This is a genomic window from Streptomyces sp. NPDC017529, from assembly GCF_044329785.1.
Lineage (GTDB): Bacteria > Actinomycetota > Actinomycetes > Streptomycetales > Streptomycetaceae > Streptomyces.
Window position 1 is genome coordinate 67,295 of sequence record NZ_JBIRJY010000017.1, and the last position, 16,702, is coordinate 83,996.

The 16,702-nt window shown below is 71.5% G+C and carries 16 protein-coding genes; 6 read left to right on the forward strand and 10 right to left on the reverse strand.

Annotation, left to right across the window (positions count from 1 at the left end; translation table 11 throughout):
* Positions 1 to 19: 19 nt before the first annotated feature.
* The 3 genes from ACH4K4_RS30700 (at position 20) to ACH4K4_RS30710 (ending at position 2,400) form a co-directional block, all read left to right on the forward strand.
* Positions 20 to 1,045, forward strand: a complete 1,026-nt coding sequence (locus ACH4K4_RS30700) for a 6-phosphofructokinase (protein ID WP_398171756.1) — start codon at positions 20 to 22, stop codon at positions 1,043 to 1,045.
* 110 nt (positions 1,046 to 1,155) lie between these two features.
* Positions 1,156 to 2,121 (forward strand): cytochrome c oxidase assembly protein, encoded by a 966-nt coding sequence (locus ACH4K4_RS30705; protein ID WP_398171757.1) that lies wholly within the window; start codon positions 1,156 to 1,158, stop codon positions 2,119 to 2,121.
* A gap of 120 nt (positions 2,122 to 2,241) precedes the next feature.
* The gene (locus tag ACH4K4_RS30710) at positions 2,242 to 2,400 is read left to right on the forward strand and encodes a hypothetical protein (RefSeq protein WP_398171758.1); all 159 of its coding nucleotides are present in this window, start codon (positions 2,242 to 2,244) and stop codon (positions 2,398 to 2,400) included.
* Between the two features lie 49 nt (positions 2,401 to 2,449).
* Here ACH4K4_RS30710 and ACH4K4_RS30715 read toward each other — a convergent pair whose 3' ends face one another.
* Positions 2,450 to 3,034, reverse strand: coding sequence for a dihydrofolate reductase family protein (locus tag ACH4K4_RS30715; RefSeq protein ID WP_398171759.1), 585 nt, complete (start codon positions 3,032 to 3,034; stop codon positions 2,450 to 2,452).
* Positions 3,035 to 3,197: 163 nt separating this feature from the next.
* Here ACH4K4_RS30715 and ACH4K4_RS30720 point away from each other — a divergent pair, with 163 nt between their 5' ends.
* Positions 3,198 to 3,773, forward strand: coding sequence for a TetR/AcrR family transcriptional regulator (locus ACH4K4_RS30720; protein WP_398171760.1), 576 nt, complete (start codon positions 3,198 to 3,200; stop codon positions 3,771 to 3,773).
* A gap of 87 nt (positions 3,774 to 3,860) precedes the next feature.
* Here ACH4K4_RS30720 and ACH4K4_RS30725 read toward each other — a convergent pair whose 3' ends face one another.
* Entirely contained in the window at positions 3,861 to 4,427 is a 567-nt protein-coding gene (locus tag ACH4K4_RS30725; protein ID WP_398171761.1) for a hypothetical protein, read from the reverse strand.
* 276 nt (positions 4,428 to 4,703) lie between these two features.
* Between ACH4K4_RS30725 and ACH4K4_RS30730 the strand changes: the two genes are divergently transcribed.
* Positions 4,704 to 6,137, forward strand: a complete 1,434-nt coding sequence (locus ACH4K4_RS30730) for a selenium-binding protein SBP56-related protein (RefSeq protein ID WP_398171762.1) — start codon at positions 4,704 to 4,706, stop codon at positions 6,135 to 6,137.
* Positions 6,138 to 6,336: 199 nt separating this feature from the next.
* Positions 6,337 to 7,125, forward strand: a complete 789-nt coding sequence (locus ACH4K4_RS30735; RefSeq protein WP_398171763.1) for an aminoglycoside adenylyltransferase domain-containing protein — start codon at positions 6,337 to 6,339, stop codon at positions 7,123 to 7,125.
* 72 nt (positions 7,126 to 7,197) lie between these two features.
* Here ACH4K4_RS30735 and ACH4K4_RS30740 read toward each other — a convergent pair whose 3' ends face one another.
* The 8 genes from ACH4K4_RS30740 to ACH4K4_RS30775 all read right to left on the reverse strand — a co-directional run bounded on the left by ACH4K4_RS30740 (position 7,198) and on the right by ACH4K4_RS30775 (position 16,656).
* Complete coding sequence (locus ACH4K4_RS30740; RefSeq protein ID WP_398171764.1) at positions 7,198 to 8,637, reverse strand: MFS transporter; 1,440 nt, start codon at positions 8,635 to 8,637, stop codon at positions 7,198 to 7,200.
* Positions 8,634 to 9,581, reverse strand: coding sequence for a nucleoside hydrolase (locus ACH4K4_RS30745; protein WP_398171765.1), 948 nt, complete (start codon positions 9,579 to 9,581; stop codon positions 8,634 to 8,636). Before ACH4K4_RS30745 ends, ACH4K4_RS30740 begins: the two co-directional genes overlap by 4 nt.
* 281 nt (positions 9,582 to 9,862) lie before the next feature.
* Positions 9,863 to 11,452 carry an ATP-dependent DNA ligase gene (locus ACH4K4_RS30750; RefSeq protein ID WP_398171766.1) on the reverse strand — a complete coding sequence of 530 codons (1,590 nt, stop codon included), beginning with the start codon at positions 11,450 to 11,452 and terminating at the stop codon, positions 9,863 to 9,865.
* Between the two features lie 79 nt (positions 11,453 to 11,531).
* Positions 11,532 to 12,428 (reverse strand): carbohydrate ABC transporter permease, encoded by an 897-nt coding sequence (locus ACH4K4_RS30755; RefSeq protein ID WP_398171767.1) that lies wholly within the window; start codon positions 12,426 to 12,428, stop codon positions 11,532 to 11,534.
* Positions 12,425 to 13,306, reverse strand: a complete 882-nt coding sequence (locus ACH4K4_RS30760) for a carbohydrate ABC transporter permease (protein WP_398171768.1) — start codon at positions 13,304 to 13,306, stop codon at positions 12,425 to 12,427. The genes ACH4K4_RS30755 and ACH4K4_RS30760 overlap by 4 nt, the downstream gene beginning before the upstream one ends.
* 36 nt (positions 13,307 to 13,342) lie before the next feature.
* Complete coding sequence (locus ACH4K4_RS30765) at positions 13,343 to 14,683, reverse strand: ABC transporter substrate-binding protein (protein ID WP_398171769.1); 1,341 nt, start codon at positions 14,681 to 14,683, stop codon at positions 13,343 to 13,345.
* A gap of 25 nt (positions 14,684 to 14,708) precedes the next feature.
* The gene (locus ACH4K4_RS30770) at positions 14,709 to 15,542 is read right to left on the reverse strand and encodes a PfkB family carbohydrate kinase (protein WP_398171770.1); all 834 of its coding nucleotides are present in this window, start codon (positions 15,540 to 15,542) and stop codon (positions 14,709 to 14,711) included.
* 85 nt (positions 15,543 to 15,627) lie between these two features.
* Positions 15,628 to 16,656 carry an SIS domain-containing protein gene (locus ACH4K4_RS30775; RefSeq protein ID WP_398171771.1) on the reverse strand — a complete coding sequence of 343 codons (1,029 nt, stop codon included), beginning with the start codon at positions 16,654 to 16,656 and terminating at the stop codon, positions 15,628 to 15,630.
* Between the last annotated feature and the right edge of the window lie 46 nt (positions 16,657 to 16,702).

The window sequence follows — 16,702 nt, forward strand, 5'->3', positions numbered from 1 at the left end:
GCAGAGGGTCTTCGAAGCAATGCGTATTGGTGTGCTCACCTCCGGAGGCGACTGCCCCGGGCTGAACGCCGTCATCCGGTCCGTCGTCCACCGTGCCACCGCCGACCACGGCGACGAGGTCATCGGTTTCCGGGACGGCTGGAAGGGCCTCCTGGAGTGCGACTACCGCAAGCTGGACCTGGATGCCGTCGGCGGCATCCTGGCGCGCGGCGGCACCATCCTCGGGTCGTCGCGGGTGCAGCCCGCGCACCTGCGGGACGGCGTGGAGCTGGCCCGCGGCCATGTGGCCGAGCTGGGCCTGGACGCGATCATCCCGATCGGCGGCGAGGGCACGCTGAAGGCGGCCCGGCTGCTGTCCGACGCCGGCCTGCCGATCGTCGGCGTGCCCAAGACCATCGACAACGACATCGCCGCGACCGATGTCACCTTCGGCTTCGACACGGCGGTGGGCGTGGCCACCGACGCGCTGGACCGGCTGAAGACCACCGCGGAGTCGCACCAGCGGGTGCTGATCGTCGAGGTCATGGGCCGGCACACCGGGTGGATCGCGCTGCACTCGGGGATGGCCGCCGGCGCGCACGCCATCGTCGTACCGGAACGCCCCTTCGACGTGGCGGAGTTGTCCCGCAAGGTCGGTGAGCGTTTCGAGGCGGGCAAGAAGTTCGCGATCGTGGTGGTCGCCGAGGGCGCCAAGCCGCGCGAGGGCACGATGGCCTTCGACTCGGGCGGCACCGACGTCTACGGGCACGAGCGGTTCGCCGGTGTCGCGCGGCAGCTGTCGCTGGAGCTGGAGCGGCGGCTCGGCAAGGAGGCCCGCGCGGTGATCCTGGGGCATGTGCAGCGGGGCGGCACGCCGACCGCGTACGACCGGGTGCTGGCGACCCGCTTCGGGTGGCACGCGGTGGAGGCGGCGCACCGCGGGGCGTTCGGGATGATGACGGCGCTGCGGGGGACGGACATCACGCTGGTGCCGCTGGCCGAGGCCGTGGAGACGCTCAAGACGGTGCCCGAGGAGCGCTACGCCGAGGCCGAGTGCGTGCTGTAGCCGTCCCCGAGGCGCGCCGTACGACGCTCCGGACCGCCCCCGGCCGTGGCTCTGGCCGGGGGCGGTTCTAGTCTGGTCGCGGAGTATCGGTACGAATCAGGAGCGAGCGGATGGATCACGGCGGGCACGGCATGAACATGGATCTGCCGCCGTTCACGCTGGGGCGTGGCATGGAGTTCGGCGGAGACCCGTTCTTCCTGATCGGCTGCCTGCTGGGGTTGGCGCTGTACGGCTGGGCGGTGCTGCGGCTGCGGCGGCGCGGTGACCACTGGCCGGTGGGCCGGACGGTGGCCTGGGTCGTCGGCGTACTGACCGTGGCCCTGGTGATGTGCACCAAGCTCAACGACTACGGCATGGTCATGTTCAGTGTGCACATGGTGCAGCACATGGTGATCAGCATGCTGTCGCCGATCCTGCTGCTGCTCGGCGCGCCGGTGACGCTGACGCTGCGGGCGCTGCCCGCCGCCGGGCGCGGCCGCAAGGGACCGCGCGAGCTGCTGGTGGCGCTGCTGCACAGCCGGTACATGCGGGTGATCACGCACGCGGCGTTCACCATCCCGATGTTCATCGCGAGCCTGTACGCGCTGTACTTCACGCCGCTCTTCGACTTCCTGATGCAGTCCAGGGCCGGGCACATCGCGATGATGGTGCACTTCCTGGCGGTGGGCCTGGTCTTCTTCTGGCCGATCATGGGCGTGGACCCCGGACCGCACCGGCCGGGCTACGTGATGCGGATGCTGGAGCTGTTCGCGGGCATGCCCTTCCACGCGTTCTTCGGCATCGCGCTGATGATGGGCACCGAGACGATGATCAAGACGTTCGAGAACCCGCCGGCGTCCCTGGGGATCGACGCGCTGGGCGACCAGAGCGCGGCGGGCGGCATCGCCTGGGCCTTCAGCGAGATCCCCTCGGTGCTGGTCCTCGTCGCCCTCCTCTACCAGTGGTACAAGTCCGAGGAGCGGCAGAACCAGCGCAAGGACCGCGCGGCGGCGCGGGACGGCGACCAGGAGTTGGCCGCGTACAACGCGTACCTCGCCTCTCTCCAGGCGCGTGGCCAGGGAGGGCGCGCGGGGTGACGGGCCGCTGACCGAAGGTCGCGCACGAGAGCTGGCGGTACGGGCCGCGGCCGGGGACGATGTCCCCAAGGCCGCGGCCCGTGGCGTTGCGCCACCGGGCCGCCATGAGGAGGTGCGGGGATGCCCGGATCCGGCAAGGCGATGGCGGCGTGCACGGTGGGCGGACTGGTCGTGGCGACGGCCTACACCGCGGCGCTGGGCGGCAGCGGGTGGTTGTGGTTCGCCTGGGTGGTACTGGCCCTGGTCACGATCGGGATCGTCGCGGCACGGCCGTCCTGAGCGCACGCCGCGGGGTCCGCCCGGGCCCGGCGCGTCACCCGCCCGGCGGTCACCGCTTGCGGGTGTACTTCCTGACCAGGACGCCGTTGTCGAAGGCGCGGACCGAGTCGAGGGCGAAGTCCGTGACGGCGAAGTCCGAGCCGAACATCGGCATGCCGGTGCCGTAGACCTGCGGGTAGGTCTTGATCACCAGCTCGTCGACCTCGTCGAGCAGCTCGCCGGCCAGGCGGGAGCCGCCGCAGAGCCAGATGCCCAGGTCGCCGTCCTCCGCCTTGAGGGCGCGGACCGCGCCGACCAGGTCGTCGGAGATCAGGTGCACGTTCGGGTCGGGCGACTCCTTGAGGCTCCGGGTGGCCACGTACTCGCGCAGGTGGCCGTACGGGCTGGTGATGCCGGTGTCGAGCGCCAGCTGGTAGCTGGCGCGCCCCTGGACCACCGTGTCGAACCGCTGGTTCGGCGCGTCGTGGAAGTTGAGGGCGTTGCGGCCTTCGACCGAGACGGTCTCCGGGTATTCCGTCTTGAGGAAGTCCAGGAACTCCTCGGTCACGAACTGGTACATCGACGAGGCGTCACCGTTCGGGTCGCCGATGAAGCCGTCGATCGAGCAGGCCACGAAGTAGGTGAGCTTTCGCAAGGTGGTCCTCTTTTCCGCGGGCGATGCGGTGGGCGCATCACGGGCCTGGGATAGGGGTGGTGGGGCGCGAGTGTGTTCCACGGCGCAACCACTTCGCCTATAGTGCTTCAGGTGTAGTGGTTAAGCAAGCCCTTACGAGAAGGCCTTTTGAGGAGCGAAACGGATGGCCAGGAACCCGGAGCGCAGGACCGCCCTCGTCGATGCCGCCATCGAGGTACTGGCGCGGGAAGGGGCCCGCGGGCTCACCTTCCGCGCGGTCGACGCCCAGGCCGGCGTCCCGGTCGGCACCGCGTCCAACTACTTCGCGAGCAGGGACGACCTGTTCACCCAGGCCGGCAGCCGCATCCACGTACGGATGACGCCCGACCCGGTCAAGGTCGGCGAGGCGATGCGCCCGGCGCCCAGCCGGGAACTGGTCACCGAGCTGATGCGGTGGCTGGTGCGGCGGATGAGCGACGAGCGCACCGGCTATCTGGCGATGCTGGAGCTGCGCCTGGAGGCCACCCGCCGTCCGGCCCTCCAGGCCGAACTGACCAGCGCCGTGCGCACCGCCTTCGAGGAGAGCGTCCAGTTCCACCTGGACGCCGGGCTGCCCGGCGACGCGGAAACCGTGCTGGCCCTCTACCTCGCCATGACAGGGGTGCTGCTGGAGCACTTCACCCTGCCCGGCGTCCTCTCCGACACCGAGCTGGACAAACTGGTGGAGACGGTGGTCACGCACATCGTGCCGGAGGCGTGACGGGGCGGCCGTGACCGTACGGCGGGTCGCGAACCGGGTTCGAACCGGTCGCGACCCGCCTGCGCGCCCTTACGGGCCAGTCACCCGTCAGGAGTGGGCGACATCCACGACGAGCTGGTTCTTCTGCTGGACGACGCGGAACGGAAGGCGCTTGCGCACGCCCAGGCCTATCTGCGTGTCGCCTTCGAAGCTGGCCGCGAAGCGGGTGTCCTTGAAGGTCTTGAAGCCCCTGATGTCGACACCCGGGAGCGGCTTGCCGGCCTTGGCCGGGTATGTCGCCTTGCCCGTCTCCGGGTCGTAGCTCGGCGCCGCCACCCGGATCTCCAGGATCGCGCCGCCGCCGACCGGAATGCGGTCGCCCGAGCCGTCCTGGTGCAGGGCGTCGACGTAGCCGACCCGGTAGCCGACCGGCTTGCCGCCGGCGGACGGGACCTCGAAGACCAGCCGGTCGTAGCAGGCGTGCTGCCCGGCCCTGACCTTCGTCAGCGGCTTGTAGTCGTTGGCCGCGGCGGACTTCGGGGCGCTCCCCCAGCCGCCCGTGTCGCACTTCGCCGGGGGCGCGGCGGCCGGTGCGGCCGTGGCCGACACCGCCGTCGCGGCCACCACCGCGCCTGCCAGCGCGAGTGCGGTCAGTCCAGTGCCCAATCGTCGCATTGAGTAGTACCCCGTATCTGGTTGCATGGTGCGTCCCACCGGATGCCCGGTGGTTCGTTCTGCGCGCGGTCCCGCCGGTCGGATCCGGCCGGACCGTACTGCGATCATCGCGTACGGGTATGACAATCCGGCAGCCGGGCAACGACTTTCGGCCGCTGCCCCCAGCCGTCCGGTGGCGGCGCGCCCTTGGCGGCGAAAACACCCTGTGCGAGGCTCGCCCCCACGGCGGTCCCGGGGCCGGCCACGGAACCGCGAAGAGTCAAGGGGAGCCAGAAGATGACTACTTCTGATCACGCTGCTTCTGAACACGCCGCGCACCTCGACCCCACCCTCTACCGGACCCCCGCCGAAGCCATCGCCGCTCCCCCGGAAAAGCTCGCCTACCTCGTCGGCTTCGACCGCGCCGCCCAGCGCCCCGACGCGCTGATCGTGGTCGACGCCGACCCCCGGTCGTACTCGTACGGACGGGTGCTGCACCTCGCCGAAGTACCAGGCCTGGGCGACGAACTGCACCACTTCGGCTGGAACGCCTGCTCCAGCGCGCTCGCCCACGAAGGCCACCACGCCCCGGAACGACGCTACTTACTGACGCCGGGACTCCGCTCCTCCCGGCTGCACGTCTTCGACACCCACCCGGACCCGGCCCGCCCCCGCCTGGTCAAGGTGATCGAACCCGCCGAACTGGCCGACCGGGCCGGCTACTCACGGCCGCACACGCTGCACTGCGGGCCCGGCGGCGTCCTGCTGTCCTGCCTCGGCGGCGCGCACGGGAACGACGGCCCGGGCGGCGTGGCGCTCCTGGACCACGAGACCTTCGACGTACTGCGCCCCTGGGAGACGGACCGCGGCCCGCAGCGCCTGGCCTACGACGTCTGGTGGCACCTGAACCGGAACGTCGCCGTGACCAGCGAGTGGGGCACCCCGTCGATGGTCGAGAACGGCGTCGACCCCGAGCTGCTGCTCGGCCGCTCGTACGGCCACGCGCTGCACTTCTGGGAACTGGACACCGGCCGCCACCTGCAACGCGTCGACCTGGGCGACGAACACCAGATGGTCCTGGAACTGCGGCCGGCCCACGACCCCGGTGCGACGTGGGGCTTCGCCGGCGTGGTGGTGAGCGTGGCGGACCTGTCGGCGTCGGTGTGGCTGTGGCACCGCGAGGACGACGGCCGGTTCGCCGCGCGCAAGGTCGTCACCATCCCGGCGGAGCCCGCCAAGGAGGACGAACTGCCGCCGGTACTCAAGCCGTTCGGCGCGGTGCCGCCGCTGGTCACCGACATCAACCTGTCGGTGGACGACCGCTGGCTGTACGTGTCGGCCTGGGGCACCGGCGAACTGTTCCAGTACGACGTCAGCGACCCCTTCCACCCCCGCCGCACCGCGTCCGTCCGCCTCGGCGGCATCACCGCCCGGCAGCCCCACCCGGCGGTGCCGGGACTGCCCCTGACCGGCGGCCCGCAGATGGTCGAACTCAGCCGCGACGGGCGCCGGGTGTACCTCACCAATTCCCTGTACGGCTCGTGGGACGACCAGTTCTACCCCGGCGGCATCCACCCCTGGCTCGCCAAACTCGACGCCGACCCCGAACACGGCGGCCTCACCACCGACCCCCGCTTCTTCCCGCACGGCGAGGACTTCCAGGGCCTGCGCGTCCACCAGACCCGCCTACAGGGCGGCGACGCGTCGTCCGACTCGTACTGCCACCGCTGACCGGGCCTCGGCATTCCGCCGCCGCATCATGACGAACGCCACGAACGTCACCGGGTGCCGCTGTGCAAGGGCCGTTTCCGTGAACGCACCCGCCGCATGCCGGAACCGGCTGCCCCCTGGGCGCGTGCCAGCAAGAAGGCACGTATCCGAATCGGCAAGCGGAGGGGACCGGACGGTGCATTCTTCGGTGGAAGGGGTAGTGGGCACATTCCTCACGAGTGCGGACCGGTGGCGTCCCGGGCTCGTCGAAGGGCTGTATCTGACGGGGTCCGTCGCGTTGGGGGATTTCCGGCCGGGGCGCAGCGACGTCGATTTCGTGGCCGTTTCCGCGCGACGCCCTTCCGCGGCGGACATCGCGGCTTTGGAGCAGGCCCACGCCGAAACGCGCAAGCGCCACCGGAGACCGCACTTCGACGGTGTCCACGTCACGTGGGACGACCTCGCCGGCGGCTTCGCCTCCTGCCCGGGCGCTCCGCACACGTTGCAGGGACGGTTTCACGCCGGCGGCGGTTTCGAGGTCAATCCGGTGACGTGGTCGGTCCTCGCGGCCAACGCCGTTCCGGTGCGTGGTCCCGCGCCTGGCGGTTTCGACGTCGGCGTGGACCCGGCCGCCTTGCGCGAGTGGACGCTCGGCAACCTCGACGGCTACTGGCGGCGCTGGCAGGCCGCGCACCGCGAGCCGCTGTCGCTCAGGGGCGTGCTGGCCCTGCACGGCTGGGCGACCGCCTGGGGTGTCCTCGGGGTCAGCCGTCTGCACTACACGCTCGCGACCGGCGAGATCACGTCCAAGGGCGGGGCGGGCCGGTACGCCCTGGAGACGTTCGGCGCGGAGTGGCGCCCCGTGATCGCGGAGGCGCTGCGCCTCCACCGGTCCGGCGTGGTGGAGCCGCCGGCGGGCGTCCCCCGCCCGGGCAGCCCCTTCGCCCGCCGCAGGGCGGTGGCGGACTTCGTCGCCATGGTGGTCGGCGACGCCACGGCGGGCCGTTGACCTGGCGGGGAGCAGACGGACGGCCCGGCCCGCGTGTGCGGGGCCGGGCCGTCCGGAGGCGTGCCGCGGCGCTCACTCGTGCGCTTCGGCCTCCACCGGCTTCGGGATCAGGAACGACGTCGCGAGGGCGGCGGCCATGATGACGACGCCGGCGATCATGCCGGCGGTGTAGCCGGAGGCGGACGCCGGGTCGTCGGCCGGGACGGCGGTCTTGACGGCGTACAGGGCGGCGAAGCTGAGGCCGGAGCCCAGGTTGAAGGCGCCGGCGTTCAGGCCGGGCAGGAAGCCCGGGTTCTCCTTGGGCGACAGGACGATGCCGAGCCCGTTGAGCACGATGTTCGCCACGCCCGCGTAGGTGATGCCCACCAGGATGGAGGCGGCCAGCAGCAGTCCCCGCGAGTGGGCGGAGAGCGTGACGATCATCAGCACGACGGTCGCCGCCGCGCCGACGAGCCCGAGCCGCAGGACCCGGCCGTACCCGAAGGTCGCCGCGAGCCGTCCGGCGATCGGGCCCATGGCCAGACCGGCGATGGCGTACGGCGTCAGCGTCCACCACGCGGACTGCTCGGCCGACATGCCGAGCCCGGCCTGCGCGTCCTGCGCGAAGGCGGGGATGAGCCCGTTCATGACGGCGAAGACGCCCGTCATCGTCAGCATGGTGGTCAGCAGCGTCGCCCAGGTCGAGCGCTGCCGCAGGTGCCTTGTCGCGACCAGGGGGTGCCCGGAGCGGTCCTCGGTGCGCCAGAACAGCCAGAACGCGGCCGCCGCCACGACCACGAGGACCGCGATGAGCGGCCAGTTCGCGGCGGCCAGCTTGCCCGCCTCGTTGAGCGCGACGAGCATCGAGCCGACCGACACCACCAGCAGCAGGACGCCCGGCCAGTCCATCCGGTGGCTGTCGGGTGCCTTCGACTCCGGCGCCATGACGGCGACGAGGGCGGCGGCGATCGCGGCGACGACGGCCATGGCCCAGAAGACCGCCGCGAATCCGTGCCGGTCGGCGAGGTAGCCGCCGGCCAGGGAGTCGACGCCGGCGATGCCGCCGTTGACCGCGGTGATCACGCCGAGCAGTGTGCCGTACCGCTTCGGCTCGGTGACCTCGACCCGCAGCATGATCAGGCACAGCGGTACGGTCGGTCCCGACACGCCCTGGATGACGCGGCCGACGAACAGCATCGGCACGCTCTGCGCCAGCGCCGCCACGACGCACCCGACGACCATCAGGGCCATCATCCCGGCGAGCACCTTGCGGCGGCCGACGATGTCGCCGAGCCGCGGCAGGAACAGCGAGAACAGGGCCGCCGAGGTGAAGAACGCGGTCTGGGTGAGCCCGATCTCGGCCGAGGTGGCGCCGAGGCTGTCCTCGATGCTCTTGAGCGCGGGGCTGAGCATGCTGGCGTTGAGCTGGAAGGCGACGCAGGCCGTCAGCAGCGCGGTGACCAGCACGCCGATCCGTACGGTGCGCCCCGGACCCGCCGTCTCGGCGGCCCGTGCGGTGTGCGGCGCGCTCATGCCTCGACGTCGCCGATGCGCTCAAGGGCGTCCACGACGAGGTTCCAGAACCGTTCGTGATCCAGCTTGACGGCGACCTGGGTGTGGCAGTCCTCGGGGATGGGCCAGCGGAAGTCGGTGACGGTCATGCCCATGGTCAGGCCGCCGGTCAGCTCGATGTCCACGGGGGCCTTGCGCACGGTCATGACGTCCGGGTCGATGACGTAGGCGACGGCGCAGGGGTCGTGCACCGGCGGGTGCTCGAAGCCCTGGTTCTCCCGGTAGGCGTCGCGGAAGAAGTCCAGCAGTTCCAGGACGAACGTGGCGGGCTTGGTGCCGACGGCGGCGATCTTCTTGGTGACCTCGGGGGTGGCCAGCGCCTGGTGGGTGAGGTCCAGGCCGACCATGGTGACGGGCCAGCTCTCGTTGAAGACGATGTGCGCGGCGTGCGGGTCGATGACGATGTTGAACTCGGCGACCGCGCTCCAGTTGCCCTCGTGGTACCCGCCGCCCATCAGCACGACCTCGCGGACGCGCTCGGCGATGCGGGGCTCCTTGCGCACGGCCAGGGCGATATTGGTCAGGCCGGCGGTCGGCACGATGGTGATTTCGCCCGGTTCGTGCGACATCACCGTGTCGATGATGAGGTCGACGGCGTGCCGGCGGTCGAGCTCGAAGTTCGGCTCGGGCAGGTCCGGGCCGTCCAGCCCGGTGTCGCCGTGGATCTCCGGTGCGTTCTCGATGGTCCGTACGAGGGGCCGCGGGGAACCGGCCGCGAAGGGCACGCCGGTGATGCCGGCGATCCGGGCCACGGACAGCGCGTTGCGGGTGACCTTCTCCAGGGTCTGGTTGCCGACCACGGTCGTGACGGCGACGAGGTCGATGTCGGGATTGCCGTACGCCAGGAGCATGGCGATCGCGTCGTCGTGCCCGGGGTCGCAGTCGAGAATGATCTTTCTGGCCAACGGAAGAGCCCCTTTGCTCAGCTGAAGGTGTTGAAGTGGATCTTTGGGTGCACAGCAGAAGGGCTGTTACCGGAGAGCACGGACGGACGGCGCTCGGCCGACCGGGCGGGTGAGGCCCACCGCGGCTGGTGCCACCGGACACCTCCCCTTCGACACGGATCGGGAAATCGATTTCATGGCGGCGGTGCCGTCATGGCAGGGCTGTGACCAGCGATCGAGGCCCTGTCCCGTCATAGTGCCAGAGCGGACGGCCGCCGAGGGCATCCGGGTGCTCCGGGGCGTCAGCCCGTCGCGTCCGGGGCAGGCGGGTCCACCGGCACGGCGGGCGGGCCGGGGCGCGCGTGTGCCGCCAGGACCGTTTCCACCGTGTCCGCCTCCGCGGCCGTCTTGTCGTCGCGGTAGCGCAGCACCCGGGCGAAGCGCAGGGTCACGCCCGCCGGGTAGCGGGTCGAGGTCTGGAGGCCGTCGTAGGCGATCTCGACGACGAGTTCGGGGCGTACGGTCACGACGTAGCCGCTCTCGTCCACCGCCAGCTCGCGCAAACGTTCCGTCTGCCAGGTCAGCAGGGCGTCGGTGAGGCCCTTGAAGGTCTTGCCCAGCATCACGAACGTGCCGTCCGGGCCGCGCGCGCCGAGGTGGAGGTTGGAGAGCTTGCCCGTACGGCGGCCGTGTCCCCACTCCGCGGCCAGCACCACCAGGTCGAGCGTGTGCACCGGCTTCACCTTCAGCCAGGCGGCACCGCGGCGGCCCGCGCTGTACGGCGCGTCCAGCGCTTTGACCATGACCCCTTCGTGGCCCCGCCGCAGCGTCTCGGCCCAGAAGTCCTCGGCGGCCCGGCGCGCCGCCGGATCGGCCGGGTCACCGACCACCGTCCGGCGCACCCGCTGCTCCTCGGGCACCAGGCGGACCAGCTCCGCGTGCCGCCGGTCGCCCGGCAGGTCCAGGAGGTCCCGGTCCCCCACCGCGAGGACGTCGAAGAAGACCGGGGACAGCGGCAGCGCGGCGCGGGCGGCCGCTACGTCCACCCGCGAACCGAACCGGCCCGCGATCTGCTGGAACGGCACCGGGCGCCCGTCGCCGCCGAGCGCGATCGCCTCGCCGTCCAGGACGAAGCACGGCTCCGGGAGCGCGAGCGCGGCCTCGGTGATCTCGGGCAGCCGGTCGGTGACGTCGTCGAGGGTGCGGGTGTAGATGCGTACCTCGCTACCGTCGCGGTGCACCTGCACCCGGATGCCGTCGAGTTTCTCCTCCACGGCGCACGCGCCGGCCTTGTCGATCGCCTCGGCGACGGATTTCGCGCTGTGCGCCAGCATCGGGCCGATCGGCCGCCGCACGGTGAGCCGGAAGCCCGCCAGCGCCGTCGGCCCTTCCGCGAGCAGGGGGCGTGCCACCTCTTCCAGCGATCCGGCCAGCATGACGGCCCGCCGTACGTCCGCGACGGGCGCCTCCGCCGCCGCGGCGATCCCTTCGGCGGCGATGGCGTCCAGCGCGCCCTGCCGTACCTCGCCGGTCAGCAGGCCGACGAGGAACCGCTGCTCCTCCTCGGTCGCCGCGCCCAGCAGCTCCTGTACGAGGCGGCGCCGCTCGGCCTGGGATCCGGGGCCCGCGACGGACGACAGGGCGGTCAGCGCCGCGTCGGTGCCGCGTACCGTCAGGGTGGCGGTGTCCGCCGCCGGTACGGGGTCCCGCAGAACGCTCCAGCCGACCCCGATGCGGCCCTGCGGCAGCCGCCCGGCCAGGTAGGCGATGGCGATCGGCGCATCGTCCGGACCGGCCTGGCGGAACAGTTCGGCCAGCAGCTTGATCTTCTGGGAGCGCGCCGAGGTGGCGGCGACCTCCCCGGACACGCGTGCGAGACGGGCCAGCAGCATGGGGCCATCCTGCACCGGCGGCGCCGCACGCGCCCCCCGGACGATCACCGGGGCCGCCGGCCCCGGGCCCCTCCCCCGCTCACTTTCCGATGCCCTCGGACAGGCCGCGGACGAAGTGCCGCTGCGCGGCCAGGAAGATCACGATCATCGGCACCGCGGCGATCGTCAGGCCCGCGAAGAGCACCGGCCAGTCGGAGTTGAGCCGCCCCGCCAGGTCCGCGAGGCCCACGGGCAGCGTCTTGAGGTGGTCGTCGGTGATGAAGACGAGCGCGAAGGCGTACTCGTTCCACGAGAAGAGCGCCTGGAGGAGGGCGGCGGAGACCAGGATCGGGCGGGCCATCGGGACGACGACGCGCCAGAAGGTCTGCCACCGGCTCGCCCCGTCGATCAGGGCCGCCTCTTCCACCTCCACGGGCTGGCCCAGCAGGTAGGCGCGGATGAGGAAGGTGGTGAAGGGCACCTTGAAGGCGGTGTAGAGGACGATGAGCGCCCAGTAGGTGTCGTAGATGTGCAGTGCCTGGAGGAGCTGCGTCAGCGGGACCAGCGCCACGGTCGGCGAGAGCATCATGGCTCCGAGGACGAGCAGCAGGGCCGGCTGGGAGCACGGGACGGCCAGCCGCGTGAGCCCGTACGCGGCCCAGGCGCTGACCAGGACGACCGCGACGACGCTGGCGGCGGTGACGAGCGCGCTGTTGAGCAGGTAGCCCAGCACTCCTTGCTGCCAGGCGTCGGCGTACGTCCCCCAGTCGGGGTGCGCGGGCAGGCCCCAGGGGTCGGAGAAGATCTCGCCGTTCGTCTTGAGGCCGGACAGGGCCATCCAGCACAGCGGGTAGACGACGGCGACGGCGAGCGCGGCGAGGCCGCAGTACGTGAGCACGCGCAGTACGACCGAGCCGGAACGGGCGGGCCCGCGGCGCTCGCCGGTGGTGGCCGGCGGGGCGTCCGCCGGAGCGGGCTTGTGCAGGGTGAGGGTCATGCCGCTACCGCCTTCCGGCGCGAGTGGAGGAGCTGGACGGCGCCGGCCACGAAGGTGATGGCGAACATGACGGTGCCGATGGCCGCGGCGTACCCCATGTCGTCCCCGGTGAAGGCGCTGGCGTACAGCCAGGTGCCCAGCGTCTGGCTGGAGTTGGAGGGGCCGCCGCCGGTCATCACCATCACCTCGTTGAAGACCAGGAAGGCACCGGAGACGGTGAGGATGACCAGCAGGGTCGTCATCTCGCGGACCATCGGGACGGTGACGGCGAAGAAGGTGCGGATACGGCCCGCGCCGTCCACCGTCGCCGCCTCGTACAGTTCGCGCGGGATGCGCTGGACGGCGACGGTCAGCAGCATGGTGGTGTATCCGAAGGACTGCCACTGGCTCATGTTCACGACACCCCAGATGGAGGTGACCGGGTCGCCGAGCCAGTCGTGTGCGAACCGGCCGAGGCCCAGGGTGTCCAGCGCGCTGTTGACGAGTCCCGCGTCGGGTTGGTAGAGGAACTGGAAGAGCAGGCCGGCGACCGTCATGGAGACGGCCGCGGGGATGAAGTAGACCGTACGCAGCAGTCCGCGCAGCCGCCGTCCGATGACCGCCTCCAGGATCGCGGCCAGCACGAGCGCCGCGCCGACCTGGAAGACCACCGACGTAACGGCGTAACAGAGGTTGTTGGCGAGGGCCTTCCAGAAGACGGGGTCCTGGAGGGCCTGCCGGTAGTTCTCCAGGCCGACGTAGCGCATGCCGGGCTGGAAGACGCTGAACTTGAAGAGGCTGAGCCGGATGTTCTCCACGATCGGGTAGTAGACGAACAGGGCGATCAGGGCGAGAGCGGGGGCGGCGTACAGGGCATGGCTCCATCGGCGTCGCTGCATGGCGGCGGCACCTCCTTCGGGGGGCGACGTACGGGGTCAGTCACGGACGCGGAAGCGGTGGGCCTGCCGCGCGCCCTCGCGTATCTGGCGCACCGCCTCGGCGGCGGTCGTCCGGCCGCCCAGGACGGCTTCGGCCGCCGAGAGGTACGGGTTGACGATCTTGTCGTCGGCGCGGGTGTCGAGCCAGAGCGCCATGTCCTTGCCCGCGAGCGTGCGCTGCGCCTTGGGCAGCCCCTTCAACCGCCCGTCGTCCGCCGTGCCCTTGACCGCGCTCAGCCAGCCCAGGTCGCGCACCATCTTGCGGGCCTGGTAGCGGCTGGTGAGGTACTTGAGGAAGTCGACGGCCAGCGGCTTGTTGGGGGAAGAGTTGGCGACGAGCAGGCCGTCCGCTCCCCCGGCGACGGCGCGGGGCGAGCCCGCCGCGCCCGGTATGGCGGGCATGGTGAAGAAGTCCCAGCTCTTCGCGAACTGCACCGGGGCGCCTCCCTTGGTGCTCAAGTAGGAGAATTCCAGGGTCTCCAGGTACTGCATCGCGGCCTTGCCGTACAGCAGCCGGGTCTGTGCGGACTCGTGGCTCATGCTCGTGCCCGACGGCCCCATGCAGCGTGACGCGAGCTGCCCGAGGTCCTTGAACGCGCGCTCGTAGCCGGGGTGGGTGAAGGCGCTGCCGCCTCCGTCGCCGTCGTAGTCCCTGGCCAGTACGGCGGCCGGCACTTCCATGGCGTTGAACTGGGTGAGCAGGTGCCCGGCGGGCCAGCCGTACTGGTTGCCGAACGCGAGGGGCGTGTAGCCCGCTTCGGAGATGCGGTCGCAGGCCGTCAGCAGCTCCGGGAAGGTACGCGGTGCCCGCCGCACCCCGGCCTTGGCGAAGATCTCGGTGTTGTACGCGAAGACCTTGGCGTCCACGTCCAGCGGCACCCCGTACGTGCGCCCGTCGAAGGTGAACGCGCCGAGCGCGTCGGCTTCGAAGGTGCGGCCCCAGCCGGTGTTCTTGAGCGGTGCCGACAGGTCGGCGGCCAGCTTGCCGTCGGCGAACTTGCGCGCGTACCGGCCGGGCCAGGAGAAAAAGATGTCGGGCAGCTCGCGGGAGGCCGCCAGGACCGCGATGCGGTCCTTGTACGGCTGGTCGCCGACGGCCTGGAGGTCGATGGTGACGCCCGGGTTCCGGCGCTCGTAGTCGCGGACCACCTCCTTGAAGTACGGGGCGTACTCCGGGTCGGCCCACTTCTCCAGGATGGTGAGGTGCCCGCGCGGGGGCCCGTCGAGGGCGAAGTCGTTCGGGGTGACGCGGACGGGGGCCTGCCCGCACCCGCCGGCCACGAGGGCCAGCAGGGCGACGAGCAGGCGGCCGGCGACGGCGGCGGGAGCGCGGCGCATCGGCTTTCTCCTGGCGGGGAGGGGGTCACGGACATCGGGACGCTGTGCGGGGCTGCGGGTCTTCGAGGGCGAGGGGGTGGCCGAAGGCACCGGGCAGGGTGCACACGGCTGCCGCGTACGTGGCGGCGTAGCCCGCCGCGTCGGCGAGCGGGCGCCCCTGGTGGAGGGCGAGGTGCAGCGCCGCGATGAAGGAGTCGCCGGCGCCGAGGGTGTCGGTGGCGCGGACGGGCACGACCGGCTGGTGGTGCGCGGTGCCCTCGTACGACAGCACCGCGCCCCGGGCGCCCCGCGTCACCACGGCCAGCTTCGCGCCGAGCCGGTGCGCGGCGGCCAGCAGCCCGGCGGCCTCGTCCGCTCCGGCGTCGGGCCGGGAGACGACGGCGCAGTGCACGAAGGGGAGCAGGGGCGCGGCGTAACTCCAGTGCCGGTCCGAGAAGTCGAAGCTGACCGGGCAGGCGGCGGCGAGCCGCGGCAGTTGCTCCTCCATGCCGCTGCAGTCGCCGGTGTGCACCAGGTCGAACCCGCGCAGCCAGCGCAGGTCGGCGTCGTCCGGCGTGAACAGGGAAATCGTCTCGTCGCAGGCGCCGAAGGTCCGGTTGCCCTCGTCGTCGAGGTGGACGGTGGCGTAGGCGTTGGGCCCTTCGGCGATACGGGCCCGTTGCGTCGAAACGCCCTCGGCCGCCAGCGCCGCCCGTACGTGCCGGCCGGCCGCGTCGCTGCCGGTGACGCCGAGGTACGCGGCCTCGGCACCGCACCGCGCGGCGTGCACCGCGACGTTGAGGGCGTTGCCGCCGGGGTACATCAGCCCGCGCCCGGGGTAGCGATCGACGACGTTGTCGCCGAGTCCGCAGATGCGCATACCGCTCTTTCCTCCAGTTGGCTCCGGTGGGGGCCGGCCCGGTGCTCCGACGGGCACCGGGCCGGGCGAACGCGGCGGCGCGGACTCAGTACTCGACCTGGAACATGTAGCGGCGCTTGTCGAGGTCGTGGCCGCGTACGGACTCGTAGTGGCGGGCCAGCCGGGTACCGAAGACGTCCAGCGCGATGGGGGTGATGTCGCCGCGCACCTCCTCCGGCACGCCGGGCAGCGTGAAGATCCGGGAGTCGACGTAGTGGGCCTTGCGGGTGTACGTGTCCAGGAACGTCTTGGTGCGCTCGGCCATCGGGCGGGTGGCGTCCTCGCCGAGGAAGAGGATCACCGGCTGGTCCTCGGTGACGACCTCGAAGGCGCCGTGGAAGAACTCACCGGCGTGGTAGCTGCCGCCGTGCTTCCACTGCATCTCCATCAGGTAGCACATGGTGAAGCCGTACCCGGCGCCGTAGTTGGGGCCCGCCGAGAGCACGTAGGTCACCGGTTCGTCGGCGAGCGCGGTGGCGATGGAGTGGGCGAGCGCCTCCCCCTCCTCCTGCGCGGTGTACAGGGCGTCGGGCAGCGCTTCGTACGCCTTGCGGATCGTCGCGTAATCGCCTGCGGCGCCGGTCTTCTCCAGCAGCGCGTACGCGAGCTGCCCGAAGAGCACGCCCTTCGGGGCGACGACGGTGTCCTCGCTGCGGTAGGTGAAGGCGATGTCGGCGGCCTGCGCCAGCGCGCTGTCGGCGTCACGGGTGAGGGCGGCGACCCTGGCGCCGGTGGAGCGGGCGTAGCGGGCGGCGGCGACGGTCTCCTTGGTGGTGCCGGTGTGCGAGGAGACGAGGACGAGTGACCCCTCGCCGAGCAGCGCGGGCTTGCGCAGGTTGAACTCGTCGCTGTTCATGTGGAAGACCGGGAAGCCCGCGCGGGTCTCCAGGAGGAAGTGCGCCGGGTAGGAGGCGGTGAGCGAACCTCCGCAGCCGACCAGGAAGACGTTGCGCAGTCCGGCGCCGACGACGTCGTCCACGAAGGCGCGGGCCGTCTCGTTCTGGCCCAGTGCGAAGGCCACGGCCTCCTTGAAGTCCTCGGTGATGGGCTTGAGGGGCAGGGTCGCGGTGGTCACGCGGGTCCTCTCCGAGCAGGTTGGGAACGTTCCCAACGGCGAGATG

What these genes read in the sequence shown, in the direction of transcription:
- ACH4K4_RS30755 (WP_398171767.1), bottom strand. Translation starts at nt 12,428, where the DNA reads ATGACCCTCACCCTGCACAAGCCCGCTCCGGCGGACGCCCCGCCGGCC.
- ACH4K4_RS30760 (WP_398171768.1), bottom strand. Translation starts at nt 13,306, where the DNA reads ATGCAGCGACGCCGATGGAGCCATGCCCTGTACGCCGCCCCCGCTCTC.
- ACH4K4_RS30740 (WP_398171764.1), bottom strand. Translation starts at nt 8,637, where the DNA reads ATGAGCGCGCCGCACACCGCACGGGCCGCCGAGACGGCGGGTCCGGGG.
- ACH4K4_RS30765 (WP_398171769.1), bottom strand. Translation starts at nt 14,683, where the DNA reads ATGCGCCGCGCTCCCGCCGCCGTCGCCGGCCGCCTGCTCGTCGCCCTG.
- ACH4K4_RS30710 (WP_398171758.1), top strand. Translation starts at nt 2,242, where the DNA reads ATGCCCGGATCCGGCAAGGCGATGGCGGCGTGCACGGTGGGCGGACTG.
- ACH4K4_RS30750 (WP_398171766.1), bottom strand. Translation starts at nt 11,452, where the DNA reads ATGCTGCTGGCCCGTCTCGCACGCGTGTCCGGGGAGGTCGCCGCCACC.
- ACH4K4_RS30730 (WP_398171762.1), top strand. Translation starts at nt 4,704, where the DNA reads ATGACTACTTCTGATCACGCTGCTTCTGAACACGCCGCGCACCTCGAC.
- ACH4K4_RS30720 (WP_398171760.1), top strand. Translation starts at nt 3,198, where the DNA reads ATGGCCAGGAACCCGGAGCGCAGGACCGCCCTCGTCGATGCCGCCATC.
- ACH4K4_RS30700 (WP_398171756.1), top strand. Translation starts at nt 20, where the DNA reads ATGCGTATTGGTGTGCTCACCTCCGGAGGCGACTGCCCCGGGCTGAAC.
- ACH4K4_RS30770 (WP_398171770.1), bottom strand. Translation starts at nt 15,542, where the DNA reads ATGCGCATCTGCGGACTCGGCGACAACGTCGTCGATCGCTACCCCGGG.
- ACH4K4_RS30725 (WP_398171761.1), bottom strand. Translation starts at nt 4,427, where the DNA reads ATGCGACGATTGGGCACTGGACTGACCGCACTCGCGCTGGCAGGCGCG.
- ACH4K4_RS30705 (WP_398171757.1), top strand. Translation starts at nt 1,156, where the DNA reads ATGGATCACGGCGGGCACGGCATGAACATGGATCTGCCGCCGTTCACG.